Annotated in this window: 17 protein-coding genes; 11 read left to right on the plus strand and 6 right to left on the minus strand. The window is 36.6% G+C overall.

Annotated features, from left to right (window positions below; all coding sequences use genetic code 11):
* Nucleotides 1–10 precede the first annotated feature (10 nt).
* The 11 genes from dhaL to pdrM all read left to right on the plus strand — a co-directional run bounded on the left by dhaL (nucleotide 11) and on the right by pdrM (nucleotide 8,225).
* Nucleotides 11–586 (plus strand): dihydroxyacetone kinase subunit DhaL, encoded by a 576-nt coding sequence (dhaL, locus tag SP4011_RS05525; RefSeq protein WP_338620271.1) that lies wholly within the window; start codon nucleotides 11–13, stop codon nucleotides 584–586.
* On the plus strand, nucleotides 586–960 hold the full coding sequence (dhaM, locus tag SP4011_RS05530) for a dihydroxyacetone kinase phosphoryl donor subunit DhaM (protein WP_055356826.1): 375 nt from the start codon (nucleotides 586–588) through the stop codon (nucleotides 958–960). Before dhaL ends, dhaM begins: the two co-directional genes overlap by 1 nt.
* A gap of 569 nt (nucleotides 961–1,529) precedes the next feature.
* Entirely contained in the window at nucleotides 1,530–2,261 is a 732-nt protein-coding gene (locus SP4011_RS05535) for a hypothetical protein (protein ID WP_175880749.1), read from the plus strand.
* A 570-nt stretch (nucleotides 2,262–2,831) separates the two neighbouring features.
* Complete coding sequence (locus SP4011_RS05540) at nucleotides 2,832–3,044, plus strand: hypothetical protein (protein ID WP_338620274.1); 213 nt, start codon at nucleotides 2,832–2,834, stop codon at nucleotides 3,042–3,044.
* 48 nt (nucleotides 3,045–3,092) lie between these two features.
* Nucleotides 3,093–3,305, plus strand: coding sequence for a hypothetical protein (locus SP4011_RS05545; RefSeq protein WP_338620275.1), 213 nt, complete (start codon nucleotides 3,093–3,095; stop codon nucleotides 3,303–3,305).
* Between the two features lie 120 nt (nucleotides 3,306–3,425).
* A complete protein-coding gene (locus tag SP4011_RS05550) occupies nucleotides 3,426–4,118 on the plus strand; it encodes a YjjG family noncanonical pyrimidine nucleotidase (protein WP_338620276.1) in 693 nt (230 codons plus the stop codon).
* A gap of 61 nt (nucleotides 4,119–4,179) precedes the next feature.
* Nucleotides 4,180–4,833, plus strand: coding sequence for a uracil-DNA glycosylase (locus tag SP4011_RS05555; protein ID WP_338620277.1), 654 nt, complete (start codon nucleotides 4,180–4,182; stop codon nucleotides 4,831–4,833).
* A gap of 9 nt (nucleotides 4,834–4,842) precedes the next feature.
* On the plus strand, nucleotides 4,843–5,307 hold the full coding sequence (locus SP4011_RS05560; RefSeq protein WP_001135768.1) for an NUDIX hydrolase: 465 nt from the start codon (nucleotides 4,843–4,845) through the stop codon (nucleotides 5,305–5,307).
* A 12-nt stretch (nucleotides 5,308–5,319) separates the two neighbouring features.
* The gene (locus tag SP4011_RS05565) at nucleotides 5,320–6,588 is read left to right on the plus strand and encodes a dihydroorotase (RefSeq protein WP_338620279.1); all 1,269 of its coding nucleotides are present in this window, start codon (nucleotides 5,320–5,322) and stop codon (nucleotides 6,586–6,588) included.
* A gap of 13 nt (nucleotides 6,589–6,601) precedes the next feature.
* Entirely contained in the window at nucleotides 6,602–6,862 is a 261-nt protein-coding gene (locus SP4011_RS05570) for a hypothetical protein (protein ID WP_338620281.1), read from the plus strand.
* A 10-nt stretch (nucleotides 6,863–6,872) separates the two neighbouring features.
* A complete protein-coding gene (gene pdrM, locus SP4011_RS05575) occupies nucleotides 6,873–8,225 on the plus strand; it encodes a sodium-coupled multidrug efflux MATE transporter PdrM (protein ID WP_338620283.1) in 1,353 nt (450 codons plus the stop codon).
* A 203-nt stretch (nucleotides 8,226–8,428) separates the two neighbouring features.
* On the opposite strand, the gene xerS is transcribed toward pdrM, so the two are convergent.
* The 6 genes from xerS to SP4011_RS05605 form a co-directional block, all read right to left on the minus strand.
* The gene (gene xerS / locus SP4011_RS05580) at nucleotides 8,429–9,499 is read right to left on the minus strand and encodes a tyrosine recombinase XerS (RefSeq protein ID WP_338620285.1); all 1,071 of its coding nucleotides are present in this window, start codon (nucleotides 9,497–9,499) and stop codon (nucleotides 8,429–8,431) included.
* Between the two features lie 563 nt (nucleotides 9,500–10,062).
* The gene (locus SP4011_RS05585) at nucleotides 10,063–11,613 is read right to left on the minus strand and encodes a ClC family H(+)/Cl(-) exchange transporter (protein ID WP_338620287.1); all 1,551 of its coding nucleotides are present in this window, start codon (nucleotides 11,611–11,613) and stop codon (nucleotides 10,063–10,065) included.
* A 15-nt stretch (nucleotides 11,614–11,628) separates the two neighbouring features.
* Complete coding sequence (locus SP4011_RS05590) at nucleotides 11,629–12,408, minus strand: ribonuclease HII (protein ID WP_338620289.1); 780 nt, start codon at nucleotides 12,406–12,408, stop codon at nucleotides 11,629–11,631.
* Nucleotides 12,395–13,246: a ribosome biogenesis GTPase YlqF gene (gene ylqF, locus SP4011_RS05595; protein ID WP_338620291.1), complete on the minus strand. Its 852-nt coding sequence runs from the start codon at nucleotides 13,244–13,246 to the stop codon at nucleotides 12,395–12,397. The genes SP4011_RS05590 and ylqF overlap by 14 nt, the downstream gene beginning before the upstream one ends.
* Nucleotides 13,247–13,497: 251 nt before the next feature.
* Nucleotides 13,498–18,891, minus strand: a complete 5,394-nt coding sequence (locus SP4011_RS05600) for an SIALI-17 repeat-containing surface protein (protein WP_338620406.1) — start codon at nucleotides 18,889–18,891, stop codon at nucleotides 13,498–13,500.
* A 42-nt stretch (nucleotides 18,892–18,933) separates the two neighbouring features.
* On the minus strand, nucleotides 18,934–25,674 hold the full coding sequence (locus SP4011_RS05605) for a ZmpA/ZmpB/ZmpC family metallo-endopeptidase (protein WP_338620292.1): 6,741 nt from the start codon (nucleotides 25,672–25,674) through the stop codon (nucleotides 18,934–18,936).
* Between the last annotated feature and the right edge of the window lie 206 nt (nucleotides 25,675–25,880).

The raw sequence follows: 25,880 nt of genomic DNA on the forward strand, positions 1-25,880 counted from the left end.
GAAATGTCGCATGAATGTTGAACAAGCTCTTGAATGGATGAAGCTTTTTAATGAAAAGATTCAAGAACAGAAAGATTACCTTAGTGAGTTAGACACTCCTATAGGAGATGGAGACCACGGTGGAAATATGGCGCGTGGCATGGCTGCAGTTATGGAAAACTTAGAAGGAAAGCAATTTGAGACTAACAGTGATGTGTTTAAACTTGTCTCAATGCAATTACTGAGTAAGGTAGGCGGTGCTTCTGGTCCCTTGTATGGCTCTGCTTTTATGGGCATGGCCAAGGCTGATTCAAATTCGAAATTAGAAGAAATCTTACAAAGTGGTTTGGATATGATTATCAAACGTGGGAAAGCAGAAGTTGGAGAAAAGACAATGGTTGATGTTTGGACTCCTGTTATTGCCGCTTTGTCTGCTGGTCAATTGACTCAAGAGGTTATTGATAAGGTAGTGAATGCTACCAAAGATTTACTTGCAACTAAAGGAAGGGCATCTTATGTAGGAGAACGTTCTCTTGGACATATTGATCCTGGATCATTCTCATCAGGATTACTCTTTACTGCTCTTTTAGAAACTGGGGTGGTTTAATGGGAAGTATTGGTCTTGTTATCGTTTCACATTCCAAACACATTGCACAAGGTGTTGTTGAACTGATTAGTGAAGTAGCTAAAGATGTTCCGATTACTTATGTAGGAGGAACCGAAGATGGAGGAATTGGAACAAGTTTTGATCAAGTAGATAGGGTTGTTTCCGAAAATCCAGCAGATACTTTATTAGCCTTTTTTGACCTAGGTTCTGCTAAAATGAACTTAGAAATAGTGGCTGATTTCAGTGATAAAAGTATCATCATCAATAGGGTTCCAATTGTAGAAGGTGCCTATACTGCAGCTGCTCTTCTTCAGGCTGGTGCAGAACTGTCAGTTATTCAAACACAGTTGTCGGAGCTTGAAATCAATAAATAAGAAATTTTACTATAACTCTTTTTATAGGTGGGCTATTGATTATCTCAACTATAAAATTTTAAGTAAATAATTTCAAAATCAGAAAGGGATTGCTTGGGCAGTTCCTTTTTAATGTAAAAGGAGTAGAATCATAGCGTTTCTAAATTGTGAATCAATCAAAACTGATTGTGATGGGACCATTCTAGCTTTAGAATCCTTCAAAAATTAAAATTTAAGGCAATCAATGGCTTAGAATAGTGCAAAAACATTTAGTTTATAGGAATTCTAGGTCTAGAATAACATAGATATTTATGAAGTTAGGGTGTTCGATAGTTAGGATTGTTCGATTCTGAAAGATTTAAGCTGTCAATCTTCTAGAATAGCAGTTTGCCAATGAATTTTGTTGAAAGATTGCTTGTTTTATGGTAGTCTAAAGTAAAAGAAAGCCTTATCATTATATTTTCATTTGTTAACAATGTATTTCGACTTTATCTAATGTAGAAGAAAGAAATATCATGAAACGTTTATGACTTGTTGGAAAGAGAATGTGAGCTAAAAATGGATTCTCTTTGCATATTAGGAGTAGGTAGATGAGTAATCTAGAGTCAATTCGTAAAGCGCATATCATCGTGTGGGGTGTCTATCTATTTTTATCATTAAGGGCTCCGCTAATTAGCAGCACGGAGTATTTCTTGCTTCTTTTTTTAGCGTTTCTCTATTCGATAGTATCGCTCCCTATATATTCAGCGAAAAATAAAATAGTATCTATCTGTCTAGCCATAAATTCGATTCTGTTAATGAGTTTCCCGATTTTAATCAATAAATATTTCCCAGGAAAGGTTTCTACTTATATCGTATTAATAGTTATTTTTATCCTGGAGTTCTTAATCTTTAATATAATTGGTAAAGATTTTGATACTAGATTAGCTAGCGAGTATAGGAAAATCAGTCAGTTTAAAAGTAAGATGTCTCAATCTCCTTGGATAAAATATTTAGAGATTTCTAGTTTTATATTAACTATATTTCCATTTATTCTTCATGGTACAGTTGCTAATCGTGTATTTGCTCTTATCTTTTTGATAAAAATTTGTGTAGATACTACGATAAAGATTCTATTAAACAGAATCTTTAAGAAAAGTAAGGTAATGAAAAGGAGGATATTTTCTCTTTTTGTACTAGATTTGATGGTCTATTTATTTTTAGGCTATGTTTTAGCAATGCAAAAAGACGGATACCTATTTTCAATTCTACTAATTTTTTCTAATTTCTCACTTCCCTTTATCAGAGAAAAAGAGTATGAGTTATTTAAAAATAAGAAATGAGATAGATATGGTTAAATCTTAGTTCTCTTTAAAATCAAATAGTGAAAGGATATCTTATCTAGCTGACGAAGAGAAAAAAACGAAGTTGTCTATCGTTAGGACACTATCCTATCCATGCCACGTTAAAGAGGAGAAATCTTATGAAACTCGTATCACCAAATAATTATACTGCTATTGAGTAAGAAGAGATGAGGTGTCTTGATGGAGGCTTATCTCTACATAAAGACGGGGGAATGTTACAGTAAACGTAGCCACTGCTTATTTTATGGGGAATTAAATATGTTTAAACTAAGTGATAGAGTCAGAGTGGTCTTTGCTCTTTTAGGAGTAAGTTCCATATTGGTTAGTATGTATCTTATACCTTTTATTAAAACTGAGAATAAATTTTGGGAAATACTTTTATTTATATTAGGTGTATTGCTAATTGGAATTGCGTTACTAAATCCCCCAAAAATGAAATTTTGGAAATAGCGTTAGTGAGTAGGTAATCATTTCTTGATTGGATTTTTAATGCTATTGATGAATGGGATAGAAAAAGTGACAATAAATTAAGAACAGGATGATAGTATTATGATGGTTGTTTTAATTTTGATGGTTGTGGTGTTTCTGTATTATGTAATTACAGAGTATTTTCAGAATAGTTATATTGACTGTATACTATTTCTAACATTGCTGATTTCTCATTTGATATGGGATTACTATTTTTTGCCCATTGAAGTCTTAGTAGCATTAAGTGGAGTAAATTTGTTGTCAAGATTTTTCAAAAAAATGAGAAGTCAATAGATTTGTTAGTGGATTATAAAGATGAAAGGTAAAATTGGGATATTTTAAATGAAACATTTTTTTGCTGGTATCGGAGAGATAAGATTTAGTAGTTATCTATTGTCTCTATGTGTAGGATTAGCCCCTCTTTTTTATATATATGTCATAGGTTTGGAAATGAGTTTTGTGAAGATAGTATTATCTATTTTGGGAGTCATATTTGTATGTATTTTAACTATTACTCGAATTTATAGGAGATTTTTCTATAATTCACTAGAATAGTATGGATTAGTTAATCAATTGGAACGATTATTCTTTGTGATACTATACCACTTTTAAGTTTTTACATTAAACAGCTGACTGAAGTGAAAGTTGTTTATCTTAGAAAGGAAAACTCTCAAATTGTCCTACAAATTTCTACTCTTCGACCTCGACCACACCTTGTTTGATTTTGATGCTGCTGAGGATGTGGCTTTAACGCAACTTCTAAAAGAAGAAGGGGTTGCGGATATTCAGGCTTATAAAGACTATTATGTTCCTATGAACAAGGCTCTCTGGAAGGACTTGGAACAAAAGAAAATCAGTAAACAAGAGCTGGTTAACACGCGCTTTTCTCGTTTATTTGCTTATTTTGGACAGGAAAAAGACGGTAGTTTTCTAGCCCAGCGTTACCAATTTTACCTTGCCCAGCAGGGACAAACTTTTTCAGGCGCTCATGAACTCTTGGATAGCCTTATCGAGCGAGATTATGAGCTGTATGCTGCGACAAATGGAATAACTGCCATTCAGACAGGGCGTTTGGCTCAGTCTGGTCTAGCACCTTATTTCAATCAAGTCTTTATCTCTGAACAGTTGCAAACACAAAAGCCTGATGTTCTTTTTTATGAAAAAATCGGTCAACAGATTGCTGGATTTAATAAAGAAAAAGTCCTAATGATTGGAGATTCCCTAACCGCCGACATTCAAGGTGGCAATAATGCTGGAATTGATACGATTTGGTACAATCCTCATCACCTCGAAAATCCCACACAAGCCCAGCCAACCTACGAAGTCCATTCTTACCAAGACTTGCTGGATTGTTTAGATAAACTGTAAAAAGTGGTTTAGATAGCCACTTTTTGCTATAATAGAGGCAGTACAAACGAAGGAGTCGGCTATGGAACACTCGTCTTGGCATGCTTTGATTAAGGCGCAATTACCTGAGGGCTATTTTAGGAAAATCAATCAGTTTATGAATCAGGTCTATGTTCAGGAGACTGTTTATCCACCCAAGGAAAAGGTTTTTCAGGCTCTCTTGACAACACCGCTTGAAGAAGTTAAGGTGGTGATTCTAGGGCAGGATCCTTATCACGGGCCAGGTCAGGCGCAGGGCTTGAGTTTTTCTGTACCTGACTCTATCCCAGCTCCGCCATCCTTGCAAAATATCTTGAAAGAATTGTCAGATGATCTTGGTGTTAAGAAATCCCATGATTTGACAGCTTGGGCTGAGCAAGGAGTCTTGCTTCTTAATGCTTGTTTGACGGTTCCTGCTGGACGGGCCAATGGTCATGCTGGGCAGATATGGGAGCCCTTTACAGATGCTGTGATTCAGGTGGTCAATCAATTAGATAAACCAGTCGTTTTTGTACTCTGGGGAGCTTATGCACGTAAGAAGAAGGCCTTAGTTACCAATCCTCATCACTTGATTATCGAATCAGCCCATCCCAGTCCTTTGTCAGTTTATAGAGGATTTTGGGGTTCCAAGCCTTTTTCCAAGACCAATGCATTCTTAAAAGAAACAGGACAAGAGCCAATCGATTGGCTTAGATAAGGAGAAAATATGCCTCAGTTAGCGACAATTTGCTACATTGATAACGGGAAAGAACTGCTTATGCTCCACCGTAATAAGAAACCCAATGATGTCCATGAAGGGAAATGGATTGGTGTGGGTGGTAAGCTGGAGCGTGGTGAGACACCTCAGGAATGCGCGGCGCGTGAAATCCTCGAAGAGACGGGACTGAAAGCCAAGCCAGTTCTAAAAGGTGTTATCACTTTTCCTGAATTTACGCCAGATTTAGACTGGTACACATATGTTTTTAAGGTGACGGAGTTCGAGGGTGACTTAATTGACTGTAACGAGGGAACGCTAGAATGGGTTCCCTATGATGAAGTTTTGAGCAAGCCAACTTGGGAAGGTGACCACACCTTTGTTGAGTGGCTTTTAGAGGACAAACCCTTCTTTTCAGCCAAGTTTGTTTATGATGGGGATAAATTGTTGGATACCCAAGTTGATTTCTATGAATAAAGGAGAAAGCAGATGCTACTAATCAAAAATGGTCGTGTAATGGATCCCAAGTCTGGTTTGGATCAAGTGTGTGATGTCTTGGTCCGAGATGGGAAAATTGTCAAAATTGCGCCTGAGATTAAAGAAGAAGGAGCAGAGATAATTGATGCTACTGGTCTTGTAGTTGCTCCTGGCTTGGTCGATATTCATGTTCATTTCCGTGAACCTGGACAAACTCATAAAGAAGATATCCATACGGGTGCCCTAGCAGCCGCTGCAGGTGGTTTTACAACGGTTGTCATGATGGCTAATACTAGTCCAACCATTTCAGACGTGGAGACTTTGCAAGAAGTTCTCCAGTCAGCTGCCAAAGAGAAGATTAATGTTAAGACAGTTGCGACCATTACTAAGAATTTTAATGGGCAAGATTTGACTGACTTTAAGGCGCTGTTAGAAGCTGGTGCGGTTGGTTTTTCTGATGACGGTATCCCGCTTGAAAGTAGTAAAGTTGTCAAGGAAGCCATGGAGGAAGCCAAAAAGCTTAATACCTTTATTAGTCTCCATGAGGAAGATCCAGGATTGAACGGTGTTCTTGGCTTTAACGAAAATATTGCTAAAGAACATTTCCATATCTGCGGTGCAACTGGGGTGGCTGAGTATGCTATGATGGCGCGTGATGTCATGATTGCCTATGCAACCAAGGCCCATGTTCATATTCAACATTTGTCTAAGGAAGAAAGTGTTAAAGTAGTGGAGTTTGCTCAAGGATTGGGAGCGCAAGTCACAGCAGAAGTAGCGCCACAGCATTTTTCTAAGACAGAAGCACTTCTTTTGACACAAGGTAGCAATGCTAAGATGAATCCGCCGCTTCGTTTGGAATCAGACCGTCGTGCCGTAATTGAAGGTCTCAAGTCAGGTGTCATCACCGTTATTGCGACAGACCACGCGCCTCACCATGCGGATGAAAAAAATGTTGAGGATATCACCAAAGCACCATCTGGTATGACAGGTTTGGAAACATCTCTTTCTCTCGGATTGACTTATTTGGTCGAAGTTGGTGAGTTAAGTTTGATGGAATTACTCGAAAAGATGACATACAACCCAGCCAAGCTTTACAACTTTGAAGCAGGTTACTTGGCTGAGAATGGTCCAGCAGATATCACTATTTTTGATGCCAAGGCTGACCGCCTTGTGGACTCCCATTTTGCTTCCAAAGCAGCTAATTCACCATTCATAGGTGAAACCTTAAAAGGGCAGGTTAAATATACCATCTGTAAGGGACAAATCGTCTATCAAGCTTGATAGGAGTTGGAATATGAATTATTTTCGAAAACGTAGGGAGAGAAAAGCAAAATCTAATAGCGGAATTTACTGTCCCGCATCTAATCGTTCTAAAATTCAATATGAAACTAAAGAAAAAGCTGACCATGCGGTTCAATATGATAATGGAGGTTTAGTTAGAAGCTATTATTGTCGTATATGTGCGTGTTGGCATACTACTTCAAAATCTAATAACCCTCCGCTAAGTTTGAAAAACTATGGTCTGAAACTCTTTGGTTTAGATAAATCAGAATAGAAAGAGAAGTATGTATAAGACAAAGTGTTTACGAGAGAAGTTAGTATTATTTTTAAAAATTTTCTTCCCTATCCTGATTTATCAATTTGCCAATTATTCTGCATCCTTTGTTGATACGACTATGACTGGCCAATACAATACCATGGACTTGGCTGGTGTGTCTATGGCAACCAGTATCTGGAATCCTTTTTTTACATTCCTGACAGGGATTGTGTCAGCCCTGGTACCCATCATTGGTCACCATCTTGGGCGAGGCAAAAAGGAAGAGGTTGCGTCTGATTTTTACCAGTTCATCTATCTGGCCTTGGGTCTATCTGTGGTCTTGCTGGGGATGGTGCTTTTCTTGGCACCACCAATCTTGAATCATATTGGGTTAGAAGCACCAGTGGCGGCAGTAGCGGTTCGCTATCTTTGGTTTTTATCTATCGGGATTATCCCCTTGTTGCTCTTTAGTGTCATTCGTTCCTTGCTGGATTCGCTGGGCTTGACCAAACTGTCTATGTATCTCATGCTTTTGTTACTTCCTCTCAATAGTGGATTTAACTATCTTTTGATTTACGGGGCCTTTGGTGTTCCAGAACTGGGAGGTGCTGGTGCTGGTTTAGGGACTTCTTTGGCCTACTGGGTCTTGTTGGGAATTTCTGTTCTGGTTTTATTTAAACAGGAGAAGCTCAAAGCCTTACACCTTGAGAAAAGAATTCCACTTAATATGGATAAAATCAAGGAAGGAGTTCGTTTAGGTCTGCCTATTGGGGGGACTGTCTTCGCGGAAGTAGCTATCTTTTCCGTGGTTGGCTTGATTATGGCTAAGTTCTCGTCCTTGATTATCGCTAGCCACCAGTCAGCCATGAACTTTTCAAGTCTCATGTACGCCTTTCCTATGAGTATCTCATCGGCTATGGCGATAGTCGTGTCTTATGAAGTGGGAGCCAAGCGATTTGATGATGCGAAAACCTATATTGGTCTAGGAAGATGGACAGCCCTTATTTTTGCGGCCTTCACCTTATCTTTCCTTTACATTTTTAGGGGAAATGTGGCTAGTCTTTATGGGAACGACCCAGAATTTATCGATTTGACAGCACGTTTTTTGACTTATAGTCTTTTCTTCCAGTTAGCAGATACCTTTGCGGCACCGCTTCAGGGAATTTTACGGGGGTATAAGGATACCGTTATTCCTTTTTACCTTGGTTTGGTTGGTTACTGGGGGGTGACACTCCCAGTAGCTATGGTATTCGACTCTCTAACAGATTTTAGAGCTTATTCTTACTGGATTGGTTTGATTATTAGTCTAATCGTGAGCGGGGCTCTCTACCGTTGGCGTTTAACTGTGATTATGAAGAGATTTGAATCCAGAAAAGCTTGATTTTTAGAATTCCTACAAGCAAAAATATCCTTCCTTATCTGCATTATTTTAATTAGTAGTAGGTAGACGAGAACTTCAAAAAGATAGAAACAATTGATATTCTACGCTACTTTACTGGTATCAGATATAAAGAAAAAGAAGTTGCTTATTTTTAGCAGCTTCTTTTTTTGATAAATATTTTACATAAGTTATATTACGTAAAATCACAAACTATCCAAGGCATTTTTTTGTTCATCATTGACGATATGGGTATAGAGGTCAGTGACTTGTGTACTGGCATGTCCTAGCTGATGGCTAACCAAAACTTGCGATTTAGTCGCATCATAAAGCCTAGTTGCTAGGGTATGTCGTAGTTTGTGGGGGGTTACACGCACTTTGAAGTCCTCAGAGTACTTAGCAACCATCTTTTCCACACTGGAAGCATCGATACGATTGGGAACCCCTCTGTAGAGTGTCAAAAAAAGGGCTGTATCTGTTTTTTCTGTCTTATAGCGTTGATTACGAATGGCTAGATAATTCTCTAGATAAGGTTTTGCAAAGGCAGCGACATTGACTGAGTCACGTTTGCCACCTTTTCGAGTGACATCAATAACCATCATTTTGAGATTGAGATCCCTTAAATCCAGATTAACAGCTTCAGATAAGCGGACACCAGACGCCAAGAGAAGGGCAATAATTGCTAAATCACGTTCCTTGTTCTTATTAAATGATGAGAGAGCTCGATTGGAGAGCTGTTGTGGGTACTCTTGGTCGATATAAGTTAGAAAACCTTCTGTTTCATCACCAAGAAAGAGTTTTTGCTTGATGTTTTCAGCTCTTGCAGCAAGAGTTTCTTTCTTTTTCTTGGTTGAAACTTTCTTCATTACATTACGATAGAAATAAGGTTCGCCCTGGTCGTTTTCAACCTCCTCGGTCAGATACTTGTAAAGACTAGAAAGTGCTGACAAAGTCCGATTGATGGTTGTCTGAGAAACTCCTTGCTTGGTTGTATTAGCATTCAGCAAAGGACGTTCACGTAAGTAAAGGATAAAAGATTCCATGTCTTTCTTAGACATATTTTCCAAGACAGATAAAGGAATATCAGACATTTTATCAGCGTTTGAAATACCAGACTCCAAAACCCAGTTAAAAAATCGATCGTATTCCTTGAGGTATTCGTACAGGGTTGTAAAACTGTAGGGCACAGCCAGCTTAGATTGGTAGTATTCCAGAACATACCAGGGCATGATTTGTTTTAGTTTGTCAATTCGTTCCAATAAAATCTCACGTTTCATGTATTTTCTCCATAAATAAGTCTACTAGTAGTATAGCATAGGCTTATATATTTTTCAAGAAAATTATAGTTTTTCGGAAAGATGTTGTAGAGATTTTTAAAAAAGATTTAGACCTGTGTAATACGGATATAAATCTTTGGAGTTTCTATTGTGAATCATTAGCTAGTGCTTTTTCTAGTTTCCAAATACTAAACCAGAATGAAATAGTCAACAGAATAAGGAAAATAAAAAAGAGATTATCAGTAACGATACTTCTGTTCATTCTACATAATTGAAGATATATATAAGGAGCTATGAGATACAAAATGCATTGTATAATTGCTATCGTTTTCTTTTTCATGATTTTAATCTTACTGTACAGATTTGATACAGTAAACTCCTTTCTAGCTTTATACTTTATCATTTCTAACTTGATTATAGTCTTATTTTTACCAAAGTTCAATTATTTGTATGAGAAATATCTTATCTGTAAAAAATAACCGATCTCATTGCTGAAAATCGGTTTTCTAATGTATTTAATTAAGAAATTCGTTTTTACATAATAAAAATTATGTAAACAGAGTTTATAACAGCAAATCTTTGACTTTCCCAATTTCACTTTTTGGAATAACTAGGTGAATCATATCTCCGAGATACATTCTGGTTGAACCATTAACTGTTTGGCTCTTACCATTATGGACTTGGGTGGTGATGAGTACGTTATGTGGTAGGTTGAGTTCATGTACTTGTTTTCCTGCTATTTTATCTGAAATAGGGATTTCAATAAGTGTGACTTCTCCTTCATCTGTCGCTTCTTCTGGCAGCATTTTTTCCAGCATGGCTTCATAGACTGGTGCACCCTTGAGTAAATCCATGATAATATAAGAAACAAGAGTGACAAGACCAAGTGGCATGAGGTTGCGAATATCTCCTACCATCTCAGTTACGAGGATCATGGCGGTTAAGGGAGCTTTTGATATGGCTCCAAAATAGCCACTCATTCCTAGAATGACAAATATAGGGAATTGCTCTTGACTGACAAGTCCAATATTCACACAAATGACACCAACTAGGGCACCAAGTAAGGAACCGAGAGCCAAAATGGGTAAGAAAATTCCTCCTGGAAGACCACTTCCATAACTAATCATGCTCCAGATAAAGCGAATTAAAAAGTAAGCTAATAGAACTTGAAAACTAAAATCTTGCTCAGTTAGGGAAAGTACCAGCTGATTTCCACCACCAAGGATGTGGGGTAAAAAAATTCCGACTGGTATGATGAGAATGAAGGCCAGAATTGGATAATAAGCTCTATCCAAATGGATTTTTTGACCAAGCCAGTCATAAACTCTTCCGACGTTTAATACAGCTTTCTCATAGAGAAAACCGGAAAGTCCAAGGAAAATTCCCATGACGAGATATATCCAATACTGGTCTAGGGTCATGAGAGGGATATTATCAGGCATATCCAGTACTGGTGTCAAACCGAATATTAGGAGCGAAACAAAGTTTGCTACGAGACTGGCTGCTAGTGTAGAAACCCAGAAAAAGCGTGAAAAGTGATGATAGACCTCTTCTACCACAAAGAGAAGTCCAGCAATCGGTGCATTAAAGGCTGCTGCTAGACCAGCGGCAGCTCCACTTGCAATCAAGGAACGTTCCTCCACTGGGCTGGATTTGAGCCATTTGGCAATACCTTTACCACCGACTGCTCCCAGTTGAATACTTGGCCCTTCACGCCCCAGCATGAGTCCACTGGCAATAGCTAGAATTCCTAGAATATATTTTTTCCAGAGAATGCCCCACCAGTTGAGGGTCATGAGGCCTTTCAGTTCGGCTTCGACTTGCGGAATTCCTGAGCCTTTGATATCTTTTTCAGAGCGTGTCAGTTTAGCACTGAGCCAGCAGATGATTAGATAAAACAGGGCGATAATAAATAAATTAACAAATAGGTGCGCTTGATCTTGATAAAGCCCTTGTATCAGGTGGAAGCCTTTTTCAATTAAGAAACGAAAGGATCCAACAATTATCCCTACGACGAGACCAACAATGATTCCTCGACCAACTTGGGATAGTATAGTGCTGGATGCAAAGGCGAATTCTTTCTTAGAACGGACTATTTCCGACTGTTCCTCCATGGTATCTCCTTTCAATTAACTGTTTTCTTTTTCTGCAACTAGTGATTTAATAGGTTCAAAGCTGGTTCGGTGAATTGGGGTAACTCCTAGTTTTGTGAGGCCTTCCAGATGTTTAGCTGTCCCATATCCTGCATTAGTAGCGAAATCATAGCCAGGGAACTGCTGATCGTATTCTTTCATCAATTCATCACGTGTTACCTTGGCTACTATAGAAGCAGCTGCGATCGAGAGGGAATTGGCATCTCCTTTGATGATAGAGGTTTGCGAAATGGGCAACTCCAGTTTCATGGCATCTATCAAGAGATGCTCAGGTTGAGTACTGAGCTGGGAGATAGCTTCCGTCATGGCTAGTTTGGTTGCTTCATAGATATTGACTTGGTCGATGATCTGATTATTCATGATACCAATTCCGATTGACAGGGCTTGGTTTTGAACGGCTTTGAAAATCTCCAGATGTTTCTTTTTAGGGATTTTTTTGCTATCGTTGAGACCTCTAATTTTACAATTTTTAGGTAAAATAACGGCTGCAGCGACTACAGGACCAGCAAGAGGACCACGACCAACCTCATCAACACCTGTAATTAAGGTCAATCCTTGCTTATAAAGTTCTTTTTCATAGGAAAGCATGGATTCCAAGCGAAGATCCTCATCCAATTCTGCCTGAATAGCTTTTTTACGCTTGCTGATTTCTTTTTGAACTCCAGAGCGATTGTCCTTTTCAAAATCTAAAAAAATAGGGCTTTCTAACTCCTTGACCGTAGCAAGGAGTTCTTTGATTTCTTTAATCGTCGCCATCGAGGTCTTCCAATGTATCTAAGGTATAGTTACCGAGTTTGCCATCACGGACTTCCTTCACGAAGAGACTGTAAAAACGGTCATAGTCGTCACGGAAACCGAGGGCGCGGGTCATGTCCATAATAATCACAGGCGCTTCTTCTTCAATTTTCATTTGTTTGAAGCGTTCAGCCAACTTTTCTGGATAATGTTCTTTGAAATAATTAAGACCAAAAATAGTTACCTCATCCATAGGAAGCAACTGGTCTTTGATAGCTCCAGTCAAGGCTAGTTTCAGTGCAACAGTTTCATCCTCAAACTTAGGCCAGAGAATCCCCGGTGTATCCAATATTTCCAGGTCTTTATTGGTTTTAAGCCATTGTTGTCCCTTGGTAACCCCTGGTTTATTGCCGACAACGGCAATTTTCTTACCAGCCAAACGATTCATAAGAGTTGATTTACCAGCGTTTGGAATTCCAATAATCATGGTACGCAAGGTTTCAATCTGAATCCCACGTTCTTTCTGGCGAGCAATCTTATCAGCCATGAGTTTTTTAGCAGCATCAGTTACAACTTTTACGGTTACTTGCTCTTTAGAGTTGATAGCTAGCGTCTGGATTCCTTGTGATTCAAAATACTGACGCCATTCTTTGGTCATTGCTGGATCGGCCAAGTCTGCCTTGTTTAAAATCAAGAGTTTTAGTTTGTCACCAACAATTTTGGTCAACATAGGATTTTGACTAGATAGAGGTAAGCGTGCATCCACCAAAATCGTTACAAAATCAACAAATTTTAAATTTTCCTGCACCTGTCGACGAGCCTTAGACATGTGACCAGGAAACCATTGAATAGTCGCCATTGAGTTTTTTCCTTTCGTAGCAAGGGTTTAGAGACCCTATTTTATTTTACTATCGTTTGAACATAAAGAGTTCTCAAATGAATGATGTTCAAACAGTTCTTGTTTTATGACATAGAAATCTACTTTATATTATATCATGCCTTCTTTATTTTGTCCGATGATAGCCTTTCAAGTACCCTATATAGAAAAAAAGCCATCAAATGATGACTTTTCAGAGGGAGCAAAAACTGTCCTCTTTATATTTTAAACATTTAAATGTCTTCTTTAAACAGTTTATTAAAGAAACCGTCTGTGTTTTTTAGTAGGGCTTTAAAGACTTTAGATTTCAAGTCCACTGTATTTTTGAAATGATCTTTAATTTTCGGATCTGACAGACCATCAAGATCTTTTTGAACAGCTTCAGCAAATAAAGTTTTCAACTGAGCATAATTTGTAATTTGACGACCATCAATTTCAATAGTTTCAAATCCTTTTTCTGCTTTTGACTTAACATCTTTGAAGTATTGTTTCTTCCACTCTTCAAGAGTATTAAATACACCTTTAGATACCTTCTTAATAATGAAATCATCACCTAAGAGACCTTTATTGTCGTTATTAGCGGCGCCTTGATGTTTGCTTGAAACATAATCAATGAATCCATGTTCGTATCCATAGTAACCCCACATACGGAAGGCATTATGTTTGAATGATAATGAACCTGGGGCACCTTTACTTGTATTACCACCATAAATACCAGCCATCATTTGAACATTAACATATGCTGAATTAGGCGTAAAGTCCTCTGGTCGGAACACACGATTGCCAGGATTATTATGTTTGGTCATAAAGTTATTATCAACCAAATCATCAATACTTGACAATGGCTTAGTTTTCTCTCCATCATTTAGGTCACGAACTTTATCCCATTGGTGTGGAGCGGTTAATTTATTTAAATCATCAACATGTCTATCAACCCTGTCAATTTTCTTGAACCACTTGCTATTATCACCATTCAATTGTGGAAGTACGGCGTCTGCTTCTACATGATCTAGCATCATCAGTGCTTCATTATAGTTTTTCATATATCGATCGATGTCTTCACGAGTTTGTAACTTGTCAGGATTATAATTGTACCATTGGTCACCATCATTTTCACGATGATAAGCCATGTTCAAACCTAAAGCACCATATTCACCATTAGTTGTTGATTTATCAGGTGTTTGCAACATACCTTGCGCATAGGCTTCGACGTCTGTACCTTGACGATGTCTATGACCACCGAAGTAAAGCATTCTATCGTTCACGTGTGTTGTTTCGTGAGTAAAGGCTGAAATGCCAAACTGACTAATCATATCAGTTACCATGAAATAAACTTGGTCATTATTATTAGGATCTGTGAAAATAGATGCCATAGCTCCCATATACCAGTTGGTATCATGGAATTTCCAAGTTGGTCCATATAATTCACGAATAGGTGCAATTGGTTTATTATTCTTATCATAACCCATACGATTCACACCTTCGACGTTATGATAGTTTTGGTTATCCCATACAGGTGTTGGAACCATATTTTGACTCTTAAGCAATCTATCACGAACATTAGATAATGATAAACGTGACCAGAAATCTAAATAAGTTTGTTGAGCATGTGCAACTTCATCAATCTTAGTTTTGAACTCATTACGAGCTTCTTCTGTATGTTTTCCATATTTCTCAAATGAACTGTACGCCATCGTGTTATATGTTGAAATTAAGAACATATGGGCATCTTTAAGCGTTAGAAGTGGTAAAATCATACGACCATGAACACCGTTATCTAAACCATCAAAGACTCTATGACGTTTATTGACAAAGTCAGGATTTGTAGTTTTAGGTTCTGACACATAAACATTCTTAGCTGAGTGGATAAACCAATCATTGATGTCTTTATCCTCTGTAAACAAACGCATGTTGTATTCTAGGAAGTTACGAAGACTACCTTTACCAGTATTACTTGCAATGATTTCACGATAAGCATCCTGAGTTCGGTCACCCTTTAAGTTCTTCTCGCTAGACCCGATGTTAATCAAGCGATCTAACACACTTGGTGTTTTACCGTAGAAGTCAGGTTTAAATATCATAATGTCTTTGATACTCATACTGTTGTCAGTATACTTAATGTTATAGTAACGGTTCAAGTAAGATAGAGCCATCATAATTTTCGCTTTATTATCGTCAATTTTCTTCACAAGTGCTTTCATCGCAGCTTCGTCACTATTCAATTGATGATCTTCATTTTCGACTAAAGCTTTCACAAATTTATCAAGATTGTCTTTGACGTCAGTAAAGCTTTCTTCTAGATACAAATCAGCTGGATTTCCAATAATTTTACGAACATCTTGCGAATCGTATGTGACTGAAGATAACTTCTCTTTCACATCTGCAATCAGTTTGTCTCGATTTTTAACAACCATATTCGATGTATAAACAACATCACCAAGACCAGATACGCTATATTCACGCACTTGTTGGACTTTAGAATCCTTGAGTGTGACCACCATTTCTTCTTTAGTGCCATCTGCATAGTGAATCATTATTTTATCAATATCTGATAAATCGGTCACGAATTGACCATCCTTCATCCCCGTAACAGAAAGGACTTCTTTCTTAGCTAAGTTTGAATCTTCTGCAAGTTTGTTACCTTGGTTGACAATCCATTCTTTATTATAAAATGGTTGAAGTTTCTCAATATTACGATAAGCTAAATCACGTTCGGATTTGTAGTCTTGAGTTGATTTGTATTCCTCTGATTTTGGTGCTGTACGGTTAAGCGTATCTTCAGGAAGAGCACTAATTTCAAATCCACTAGCTGTTATATTGTACCCTTTAATTTTCTTATTAGCTTCTTCTAAACTAATTTCTTTAACACGTTTAGAACGTTGATATGAAGAGGCTCCTGTACTCATATCACGAACAACGAAATCATTTTCAAGTCTATTACCTGAGAAGTAACCACCTTCGTCATCTATATTTCTTGAACCATAGAAGATCTCACCTTTAGAAACTTTCACCATTGATACGTTATCTTCAATTTGCCCTAATACCCAGTTAGAACTGATAAACCCACCAACATCAACTGGATTATCAATGTCAATTGTACCTTTAGCAACTGAATGACGAACAGAGCCCTCTTTTCCTACAGTGAAATTATCCATACCATTATCAGATTTCGCAACAAGTCCAGCAGCTCTAGCTCGTTTACCTGTGATTGTTACATCAGCATATGCTCTATCTAAGTTACCTTTCCAAATTTCACCAGCAATACCAGCTAAATTCCAATCACGATCACCAACAGCCTGCAATTTACCGATAAATGCTACATTTCTTAACAGGCCACCACGATCAATCTTATTAACAATACCAGCAATACTATTGTTTCCAAGAATGCTACCAGTAACCTTGATATTCTCAACTGTCGCATTTTTAACAGTCTTAGCAAGTGCTGAAATATCATTAATCCAAGGCATATTGATATTAACGTTTGCTAAGTTAATATTTTTAACTGAACCACCTTCGATACCACCGAATAATTGACGTTTCATGTTATGAATTGAATACTGATTACCTTCTACACTGGTCAATGTACCTCTAAATGTCCCAGGTACATATTCTTTATTAGGCGTTGGTACATTTTCTGCATTCAAATCTGCACCGATTTTAAATGTACCGTTTTTATCAGCATTCATAGCATCTACCAATTCTTTAAAGTTATAATAAACGTTATCAACTTTTGGAACTGGTTTTTCAATGTAATGAATGTATTCATTTCTAGTCTTAGATGGATCAACATGTTGAATTAAATCTTGAGCGGTTGCTGTAATTTTATAAAGTTCTTTTTCTTTTTCAGTTACTAACTCAATTTTATCAACTGCTAAACGTGTTACTTTATTATCACGACTAGTGATTTTTAAGTACATTTTCTTCACATCTTCATCAGAAGGTTTTTCGCTCATGAAATCACTAGGTGTTTCAGTACCATCATCATTTACCTTCACTAAATTAGTAGATGAAATATTTTTAATTTCAACTTTTTTCAAATCCAAGCGAAGTGGTTTCTCTTCTAATGTTGCAGTTTCTTCTCCCTTGCCACGGTCATAGGTCATAGTGGTCTCTATCTTATAGTCCTTGTAGAATTTTAAATCTTCTACCTGCTTATTTAACTGCTCTGAAGTCAAATCTACTGTTTTGACAATTTCATTTCCATCTTTAATTATCGCAGTAATTTTATTGATTGTGACTCCATCTGTATTAACCAAATGATAAGAAAGAGTTGCGGACCGGTCTAATACATTCGTATCTGTTCGCTCCAAAGTCAAAACAGGAGCCGTTTTTTCTTTAGGTTTTTCTTTTGTACCCTTTACAAGAATTTCAGGCTTCATTTCTTTCAAAATTGTTACTGTTTCAACTGGATCACTGATTTTTTTGCCATGTAACTCTTCATAGCTAGTAACAATTTGACGTTCGCCATCCTCACCAACTTGTCTAACAGAATCATCGCCTATAAATTTGCTAGGATCAGATTCTTCTATAGTGGTTTTAGGAATAGTCTCTGTCCGAATATCGGTATGTAAAGAAGGCAACTCTTCTCTTTCTGATGCAACTTCTGAAACTGTAGATATTGGTTCAGTATACTCTGGAATGTCGTTAACAGGTGGTTCAATCAAGTTTCCGTTTTCGTCCACTCCTGTTGTACCTACAGGTTCAGTGTATTCTGGAATGTCGTTAACAGGTGGTGCAATCAAGTTTCCGTTTTCGTCCACTCCTGTTGTACCTACAGGTTCAGTGTATGCTAGTTTCTCATGAACTTCAGGCTCAACAAGGTTTGCACCTATTGGTTGCGTATAGTCAAGCTTCTCATGAACTTCCGGTTCGCCTTTGTCAGTTACAACTGCTTCGGGTAAGGCTGGTTGTACTTCCGGTTCCCCTTTGTCAGTTACAACAGCTTCGGGTAATTCTGGTTGAACTGCAGGTTCAACCTTTTCTGTGACTACTGCTTCGGGTAAGGCTGGTTGAACTTCAGGTTTGCCTTTTTCGGTTACAACAGCCTCTGGTAAGGCTGGTTGAACCTCAGGTTCCCCTTTCTCTGTTACAACTTTGGGTTGCTCAACTGGCGAAACAGTTGATGCTGGAGAAACTGACGAAATAGCTCTATCATCAAGCTCCAAGTAACCAACATATCTGTAACCAGAAATTTGCAACACACCATCACGTCCAGACTCATGGATGTTAGCATTCAAATTAAGTGCTGAAGCAGTTGATAGTGTAACTAAACCTGTCGCCCCTACAATCAAAAATGTAGCTATTTTTTGTCTATTTTTATCTTTTGTGATAATCACAATAAGACTCCCGATAGCTAACAAACCCAATGCAGTCATAATAGATTGAGAACTTCCTGTGTTTGGTAATACGTCTTTTTCATAAACCAAAGCATATGACTCTTTTGATTCATCAGGTATACCTTGTTTGAGTTGATCACGTTCAGTTTGTGTCAAAGTACTATAATCCAAGTAATGATAAGTCGATGCACCAACAACTGACGGTGCAAATAAAAGACTCCCCAAGAATACCGAACCAACAATACCCTTTATTTTCCGAATGGAAAATTTATCTTTTTTAATAATGACAATTCTAATCCTCCACATTCACTTTTTATTTCCTAATAGTAAACACTATTTTTTATTCTCAAAAATTGATCTTCTAAAATCATTTGTTTGGTCAAGATAGGCTTTAAAGATTGCTTTTTTCAGTTTAAGAACTCTACTATTTGTATCAGGATATAATTGTGCTGTGAAATCTTCTGCATCGCCTCTTACCGCTTCGGCAACCATTCTATCTAGTACACTTATATCCGTAACCGATACATTTCGTTGACGGCTCAATGGATTATTAGGATTAATAAAGTTAACTCTATTTAGTTTACTAAATTTATTTTCTCTTTCCTTATACATATCCTTCTTGAATTCTACCCAAGTTCTATATCTATTATTAAAGACTTTTTCAAGTACTAATTTATCTGTAACTAAACCTACTTCTTTACCATAAGAATTAATCTTACTTCCCGCCACTTTTGCATCTTTTTCATATTGATTTGAGATATAAGGTACCATGCCCTCTTTATATCCTTTTGCAGCTAATAATTCGAATGCTATACGGCGTCCCATTAAATCTCCTGGAGTCCCTTTCTCTCCACTAAGAGCTGAATAGATCGGTGAAAATAAATCAATTGTATAATAACCATTTCTCTTATATTCTTGGTCTTTGTACCCTCTGCTAGTAATAATATCATTTTCAATTAAACTATCAAAAGAATTTAATTTATTAACTTCATCCATCGTTAATCTTCGAACAACATTTGTCGCGTATACATTATTACCGTCTTGATCAAGATCAAATTTATTTTCAATTTTTCTTAGTAACTCATATTTTTGATTTGTTTCTAAATTAGCTACAGCTTTTCCTTCTAAATATTCTAACATATAAATTACATCAAACATATTATGCATATAATTATGTAGGTCTTCTGCACTATTAAATCGTTGAGTTGGATCGGCTACTTGAAGTCTTGTTGAATTTTCTGAATCCTCATATTTCAATATTGAGTTAATCGTAATAGTAGGATCATCAGGATGGTCAGGAGCTTGAAGTAATCCTTTCGCATAAAACTCTGGTCCTAATCCGCTTCTTCTTCCATATCCTCCAAGATAAATCTCTCTATCTGAGTTATGTGTCATTTCATGAGTATAAGTTACCGCTCCAGATTTATCTAACATACGATAAGCCATATAGTAGAATGCATCACCCGTAGCATAAGCACCATGTTGATTATGAACTACATTGTTTCCTGCTGGCCCAAAGAAGTTTTTAATAGCTGGATGATCAGTTTCAAAAGTAGCTTGGTATGTATCTTTATCTACTTTTTCATCTGTACCAAATCTAAATGCATCATAAACTAAAATACTTCTATATAATTTTTCTTTATTTTCTTTATCTAGAATTTTATACCAATAATCATAATGATCTCTAAATCGTTTAGCCGCTTCTTTGGCGTTATCTTCTACAAATTTGTTTAACTTTTCTCCCTTAGGATATTCAAGACTTCTATATCTATCATAAGCACCAAAACCTATAGTTGAAATATTGGCAATCATGAACACCATTTTTTCTTTTGGTAAAGTTAATAACGGTAAGACCATACTTTGATATTTCCAAGATGGACTTGTTAATCTATCATATACCCCAATAGAATACTCAGTTCCTTCTTTCTCTTGTTTTTCTCTTACTTCTTTAATATTAGATTTTTCTTCAACAATATAAGCTTTTGATTGTTTTTTGAACCAGTCGTTATTAGAAACGTTTGGTAAGAACACTTTTCTATAACCTTCTAATGCTTTAAACAAACTTTCAGTTCCATAATTTTTCGATAATAATACATTATATGTAATAACATTATTTTTAGCTAATAAATTGTTAAATCCAGATTTACCTAACTCAATAACATTATCTAGTGCAGAACTATTAGATTTACCAAAGAAGTCTAAATAATATAATACTAAATCTTTTGCACTTACATTATCGTATTTAAAATTATACCAACGTTCTAAATATGTTAAACCTAAAAGTAACGCTTCCTTATTATTCTTAATTTTTTCAATTACATAATTATCTATTATCTTATTGTTATTTTCAGCTACTGCCGCATCTGCAGAAAGAAGTTTTGATAAACTATCTTCAATGTTTGCTTTTGTTTTTTCAAATTGTTCATCTAGATATAATTCTGTTAATTTTATATCATTTGAAATATCTAATACTTTTCTAACCGCACCTGAATCATATTTAACAGATTTCAGATCATTTAAAACAGTTTTTACAATATTATCATAATTATGTAATAGTGTATTAGGAGTATATAATAATCCTTGACCCTCTATATTATACTCAGCAACTTTAGAGAAATCATCTTTATATGTAATATTTAATACTTGTGATTTATTACCTTCAAAATGTAACAATAATTTATTGATTTCGCGTTTATTTTTATTAATATCAGTTATTACTTCATTATTTTTCATAGGAACAACTGATAGTAGCTTTTCAGTAAATAAATCACTGTTATTCTCTACTAAATTACCATACTTAATTATTGTTTCTCTATTATAGAAAGGAAGTAATTTTTCAATATTTTTATACACTTGTTCTCTTGACTGCTGATAGTCTGTTACTTCTTTGTAGCTAGTAGTGTATCTCGAAGTAAAGTCAAAATCTTCTACTTTAGTACTATGTTTAGAAACCAACTCTACTTTTTTAGCATTCACTTTATCCGCTTCTAATACAGTACCTCTTTGTTTTTCTGAATCTTTAGTCACAAGTTCATCATCTACTTGAACTACACTAACCACCTTGTTATTTTTATTACTATAGGTATTAGTTGCTTTTATTCCTGTAAAATCATAACCAGCTATAGCATTACCGTTTGTAACATTAACATCACTTAAGACATTAGATAGTTGCCCAGATTTCTCTTCACCTGATATAGCATCCCAAAGATTACCTACAACTCCTCCTACTTTACCAAAATGCTTCACATTGTTAAGATTTCCTTCAACGTAACTATTACTAATTCTAGCACTTCTATCAACAACCCCAGCTATACCACCAACTGTTTGGTCACCTTGATTAGCATTTGTCGCCATATCAATAGATGAAATTGATTTTTCTATTAAAGCATTATCACCTGAAAGTTTCCCTACTAATCCTCCAATTTGGTAAGTTGATTTTGTATCATACGTATTAGTTATTCTACCAGTATAACTACTATTCAAGATTCTAGAATCTGTAACTTGTGAAACTAAACCACCAATGCTATGTTCACCAGCAATTACACCAGATGAATGAACGTTAGTAATGTTAGTACCATTTTTCGCTTCTTTAGCAATTGTAGCAGCATCATCTTTAGAAGAAATATTTGCTTCTTTTATTGAAATATCTTTTACTGTAGCACGGTTTAAAGTTCTAAATAATGGTTTTTTCAGATTATATATAGCGTAATACTTACCTTTGTTTTCACCGATTAATCTACCACTAAACTCTTTCTCAATATAACTTTCTTTACCATCTTGAAGTTCTACCTCACGAGCATCCATAGTTGCTCCTAAACGAAACTCTCCAGAAGGATTACTATTCATTGCTTCGACTAAATTTTTGAATGATGTATAAACGCCATTTTCACTTTTTATCACCTTAGGTAAGTAGTATGTATAATTTTCTAAAGTACTATTGTTTTCGTGTTGAATTAAATCATTAGCTTGTCCTACAATTTTGTATACATCTTGATTATCTTTTCTAACACTCTCAATACTCTTAACTGGCAACATAACATCTTTAAAATTCTCCGATTTTACTTTCATAAAGTAGTTGCTAGGATCATTCGGAACCGCATCAAATGAGGTTACATGTCGATATTTATTATTTTCTACTGTAAACAATTCCACATTTGAAATATTTCTAAGTTCTAGTTTCTTGTCGACTTGTTTTTCTTCTGCTTTTGGTGCTGAATCTTCTTTTCCTGTAGATGTTCCTTCTGTTGACGCTGTTGGTTCTGATCCTACTTGTACAGTTGGTTCATCACCCTGTGGTTTTTCTGAATCTGAATTAGATGATTCTGAGTTTCCCTTCTCAGTCGAAGCCTCAGTATTTTGTGAATTTGGTTCTTCTTTATTGCCTTCTATTACTGAAGGTGATGACTCTGAATTACCTGAATCATTTGTAGCATCTACAGGAGGAGTAGTTGAAGTTTCTGACGTTGATTCGGATTTATCTTCTTCTCCAGCTGATTGCGTAGCTGGTGACCCACCTTCAGAGACAATTGATGGTTCTGTTGAAGCCCCTGATTGCTCATTAGCTTCTTTCTCTTCTTTTCCCTCATCTCCTGATGTTGTTTCTGAAGCTTCTCCTGTTACTTCAGTTGCTGATTCTGCTCCTGAATGCGATGTCTCAACTGATTGCTTACCAGATTCTTCTGTATTTGTCAAGGTTTCTGGAGCTGGTGTATCTCCTGTAGCTGAACCCTCAGTTGACGGCGCTGACGCTTCTGAACTTGGATTCGAAACTACAGGTTGATCTGTAGTTCCTGTATCTGAAGGGGAATTGTCTGTTACTGGAGTTGGTGTTACAGCTTCTTCAGTTTCTTTTACTTCATTTCCTGCTGTTATTCCTGCTTCTTTTGGAGCTGGTTTCGCTGCCTCGGACTCTGTTACTTTTGGTTCTGGTGCTTCTGGTGCACCTGGTTGTTCTTCTTTATTTTCCGGAGTTGTAGGTGCTTCTGTTTTTGGTTCAGCCAATTCTGCTGACTCTTTTCCTCCAGCTTTATTTGCCGCTGATTCTGTTGAAGCTGGTGCTGATTCTGTTGGTTCAGATGTTGATGGTTTATTTTCTCCTGTAACTTCTGCTTTCGGAGCTGAACTTCCTGATTGTTCTGTAGTTTCATCATTTGAAGGAGTAGCGTCTGTTACCGGAGTTGATTCAACTGAATTACTTGTTGTAGCTGATGAAGCCGTACCGTCTGTGGCAGGTTGTTCTTCTACTTCTGTTTTTTCTGATTCACCCTCGTTAGTATTCTCATTTGTAGAGGTTGCTGCTGGCGCTGATGTTGCTGTTTCCGTAGCTTCAGATGTTCCTTCTGGAGCTGGTGTTACAACTTCCTCAGTTTCTTTTACTTCTTTTCCTGTTGCTTCTGAAGTTCCTTCTTCTGTTGCATTTTCTTTAGGTGTTGCGTTTGCTTCTGATTTTTCAGTCTCTTTCGCTTCTGTTCCTTCAGCACCTGTTTCTTCTGATTTTGCTGATGAATCATCAGAATTAGATGTCCAAGTTACAGGTTGGTCTACTCCTACAGTTCCCCCTTCTGTTCCTTCAGCTCCATTTGCCGCTGATTCTGTTGAAGCTGGTGTCTCTGGTTTTGACGGTGCTGGTGTATTTTCTGATGTTGCTTCTGGCAACTCTGGTTGAACTTCTGGTACGCCTTTATCACTTACTACAGCTTCTGGCAACTCTGGTTGGACTTCTGGTACACCTTTATCGGTTACTACAGCTGCTGGTAATTCAGGTTGAACTTCCGGCTCACCTTTGTCGGTTACGACTGCTTCTGGTAACGCTGGTTGGACTGCGGGTTCAACAATAGCTCCAGACTGTACGTCCTTATGTTCTACACCAGTCTCAGGTTGGTCCTTTATAACTTGAGGTTTTTTTGTACCTTTTTCGACTATTCTTAAAACAGGCGCAGTCGTTGAAGTTGAAATAATTTCTCTAGAAACTTTTTCCTTGTTTACAGAGAATATTCTGATGACTTCAACTTTCTTACCTAATTTACCTTCTTGTTTGACTCTTACAGTTCCTTCAGCTAAATCAGGATTCTCCTGAATTTCTTCTTGAAAATCTATTTTTGTCTCTATAGCTTCCTCACGATATAAGAGTTCAGGTTTGTTCAACTGACCTGATAAAACTTCATCCTGTGGATTTAGTGTATTTACCCCAGTCTTTTCTTTTGGAGAAACCTTCTTGTCTTTATTCGTTTTTAGATTCTTATGTTCGGCTAATTGTTCTTGAGAATTTGAAGATTGTTTCTCTTCTTTTGTTGGATTGGTTAATTCTGTAGAGAGAGGTTTTTCAACTACTTGGACTTCTGTGGACTTAGTTGAAGAAACAGGTTTTTCTTCCTGAATAGTTTGTACCTTTGATGGATTCTCTACAAAATTTGGTGTAACATTGTAATCTACCTTTTGTTGATTTTTAGAAGTAGCTACTGATTTCTCTTGATTACTTACTTCGGAATCAGAAGTAGTTTTCCCCTCTTTGATATATCCAATATAAGTGTAACCTGAAATCTCTTTAGGAAGAGGTAATTTTTCTCCTGAAGTTAATTCATAGTCCGTATTGTAATTCAGTAAGAGATTATTTTCTAAAGCATGAGCTGAAACTAAGACACCATTTCCTATCCCTGCAACCAATACTAAATGTAATACCGTTTTATTCTTAACTTTTTTCTTAGAAACAGCAAAAACTAAAATCCCCAGAGCTGCTAAGCTAGCACCAGCAACTAAGGCTTGCATCTCATTCTTGCTTCCAGTATTTGGCAATTCTCCCAATTGATTTTGGGAATTTAATTTATAAACAAGATAATAAGTCTCATCATTCTCCGTGTATGTCGGAATATCATAGACAAGTTGCTTCTTTTCATCTGATGATAGCTCTGACTCTGTCACATATTTATAGTGAACACCTTTAGTCTCTTGAGCCTCTACAGATGAACTACCTAATACAGACATAAAAAACAAACTTGAAATCGTAGCAGATACAAGTCCTACTGATAATTTTCTAAATGAAAAACGCTGCTGTTTTTCACCAAAATACTTTTCCATGATTCCTCCTTGAAATAAAATTTATATTTATGTTACGAAGGCCTTTAATATATTAGTGTATTATCTATAAAAAAGGCATCACACTTTAATTATACTCTTAATTTACCAAAAAGTCTTAAAATTGAGTTGCGTTTTCATACGTTGTTTTATATGCTTTGTTTTATATTATTTTTGGGATACAATAACACCTACCATGAAACTTCCAC

The organism is Streptococcus parapneumoniae, from assembly GCF_037076355.1.
GTDB classification, from domain to species: domain Bacteria; phylum Bacillota; class Bacilli; order Lactobacillales; family Streptococcaceae; genus Streptococcus; species Streptococcus parapneumoniae.

What these genes read in the sequence shown, in the direction of transcription:
- SP4011_RS05535 (WP_175880749.1), top strand. Translation starts at nt 1,530, where the DNA reads ATGAGTAATCTAGAGTCAATTCGTAAAGCGCATATCATCGTGTGGGGT.
- SP4011_RS05560 (WP_001135768.1), top strand. Translation starts at nt 4,843, where the DNA reads ATGCCTCAGTTAGCGACAATTTGCTACATTGATAACGGGAAAGAACTG.
- dhaL (WP_338620271.1), top strand. Translation starts at nt 11, where the DNA reads ATGAATGTTGAACAAGCTCTTGAATGGATGAAGCTTTTTAATGAAAAG.
- SP4011_RS05585 (WP_338620287.1), bottom strand. Translation starts at nt 11,613, where the DNA reads ATGGAGGAACAGTCGGAAATAGTCCGTTCTAAGAAAGAATTCGCCTTT.
- SP4011_RS05590 (WP_338620289.1), bottom strand. Translation starts at nt 12,408, where the DNA reads ATGGCGACGATTAAAGAAATCAAAGAACTCCTTGCTACGGTCAAGGAG.
- SP4011_RS05540 (WP_338620274.1), top strand. Translation starts at nt 2,832, where the DNA reads ATGATGGTTGTTTTAATTTTGATGGTTGTGGTGTTTCTGTATTATGTA.
- SP4011_RS05605 (WP_338620292.1), bottom strand. Translation starts at nt 25,674, where the DNA reads ATGGAAAAGTATTTTGGTGAAAAACAGCAGCGTTTTTCATTTAGAAAA.
- SP4011_RS05570 (WP_338620281.1), top strand. Translation starts at nt 6,602, where the DNA reads ATGAATTATTTTCGAAAACGTAGGGAGAGAAAAGCAAAATCTAATAGC.
- pdrM (WP_338620283.1), top strand. Translation starts at nt 6,873, where the DNA reads ATGTATAAGACAAAGTGTTTACGAGAGAAGTTAGTATTATTTTTAAAA.
- SP4011_RS05555 (WP_338620277.1), top strand. Translation starts at nt 4,180, where the DNA reads ATGGAACACTCGTCTTGGCATGCTTTGATTAAGGCGCAATTACCTGAG.
- SP4011_RS05565 (WP_338620279.1), top strand. Translation starts at nt 5,320, where the DNA reads ATGCTACTAATCAAAAATGGTCGTGTAATGGATCCCAAGTCTGGTTTG.
- dhaM (WP_055356826.1), top strand. Translation starts at nt 586, where the DNA reads ATGGGAAGTATTGGTCTTGTTATCGTTTCACATTCCAAACACATTGCA.
- ylqF (WP_338620291.1), bottom strand. Translation starts at nt 13,246, where the DNA reads ATGGCGACTATTCAATGGTTTCCTGGTCACATGTCTAAGGCTCGTCGA.
- xerS (WP_338620285.1), bottom strand. Translation starts at nt 9,499, where the DNA reads ATGAAACGTGAGATTTTATTGGAACGAATTGACAAACTAAAACAAATC.
- SP4011_RS05545 (WP_338620275.1), top strand. Translation starts at nt 3,093, where the DNA reads ATGAAACATTTTTTTGCTGGTATCGGAGAGATAAGATTTAGTAGTTAT.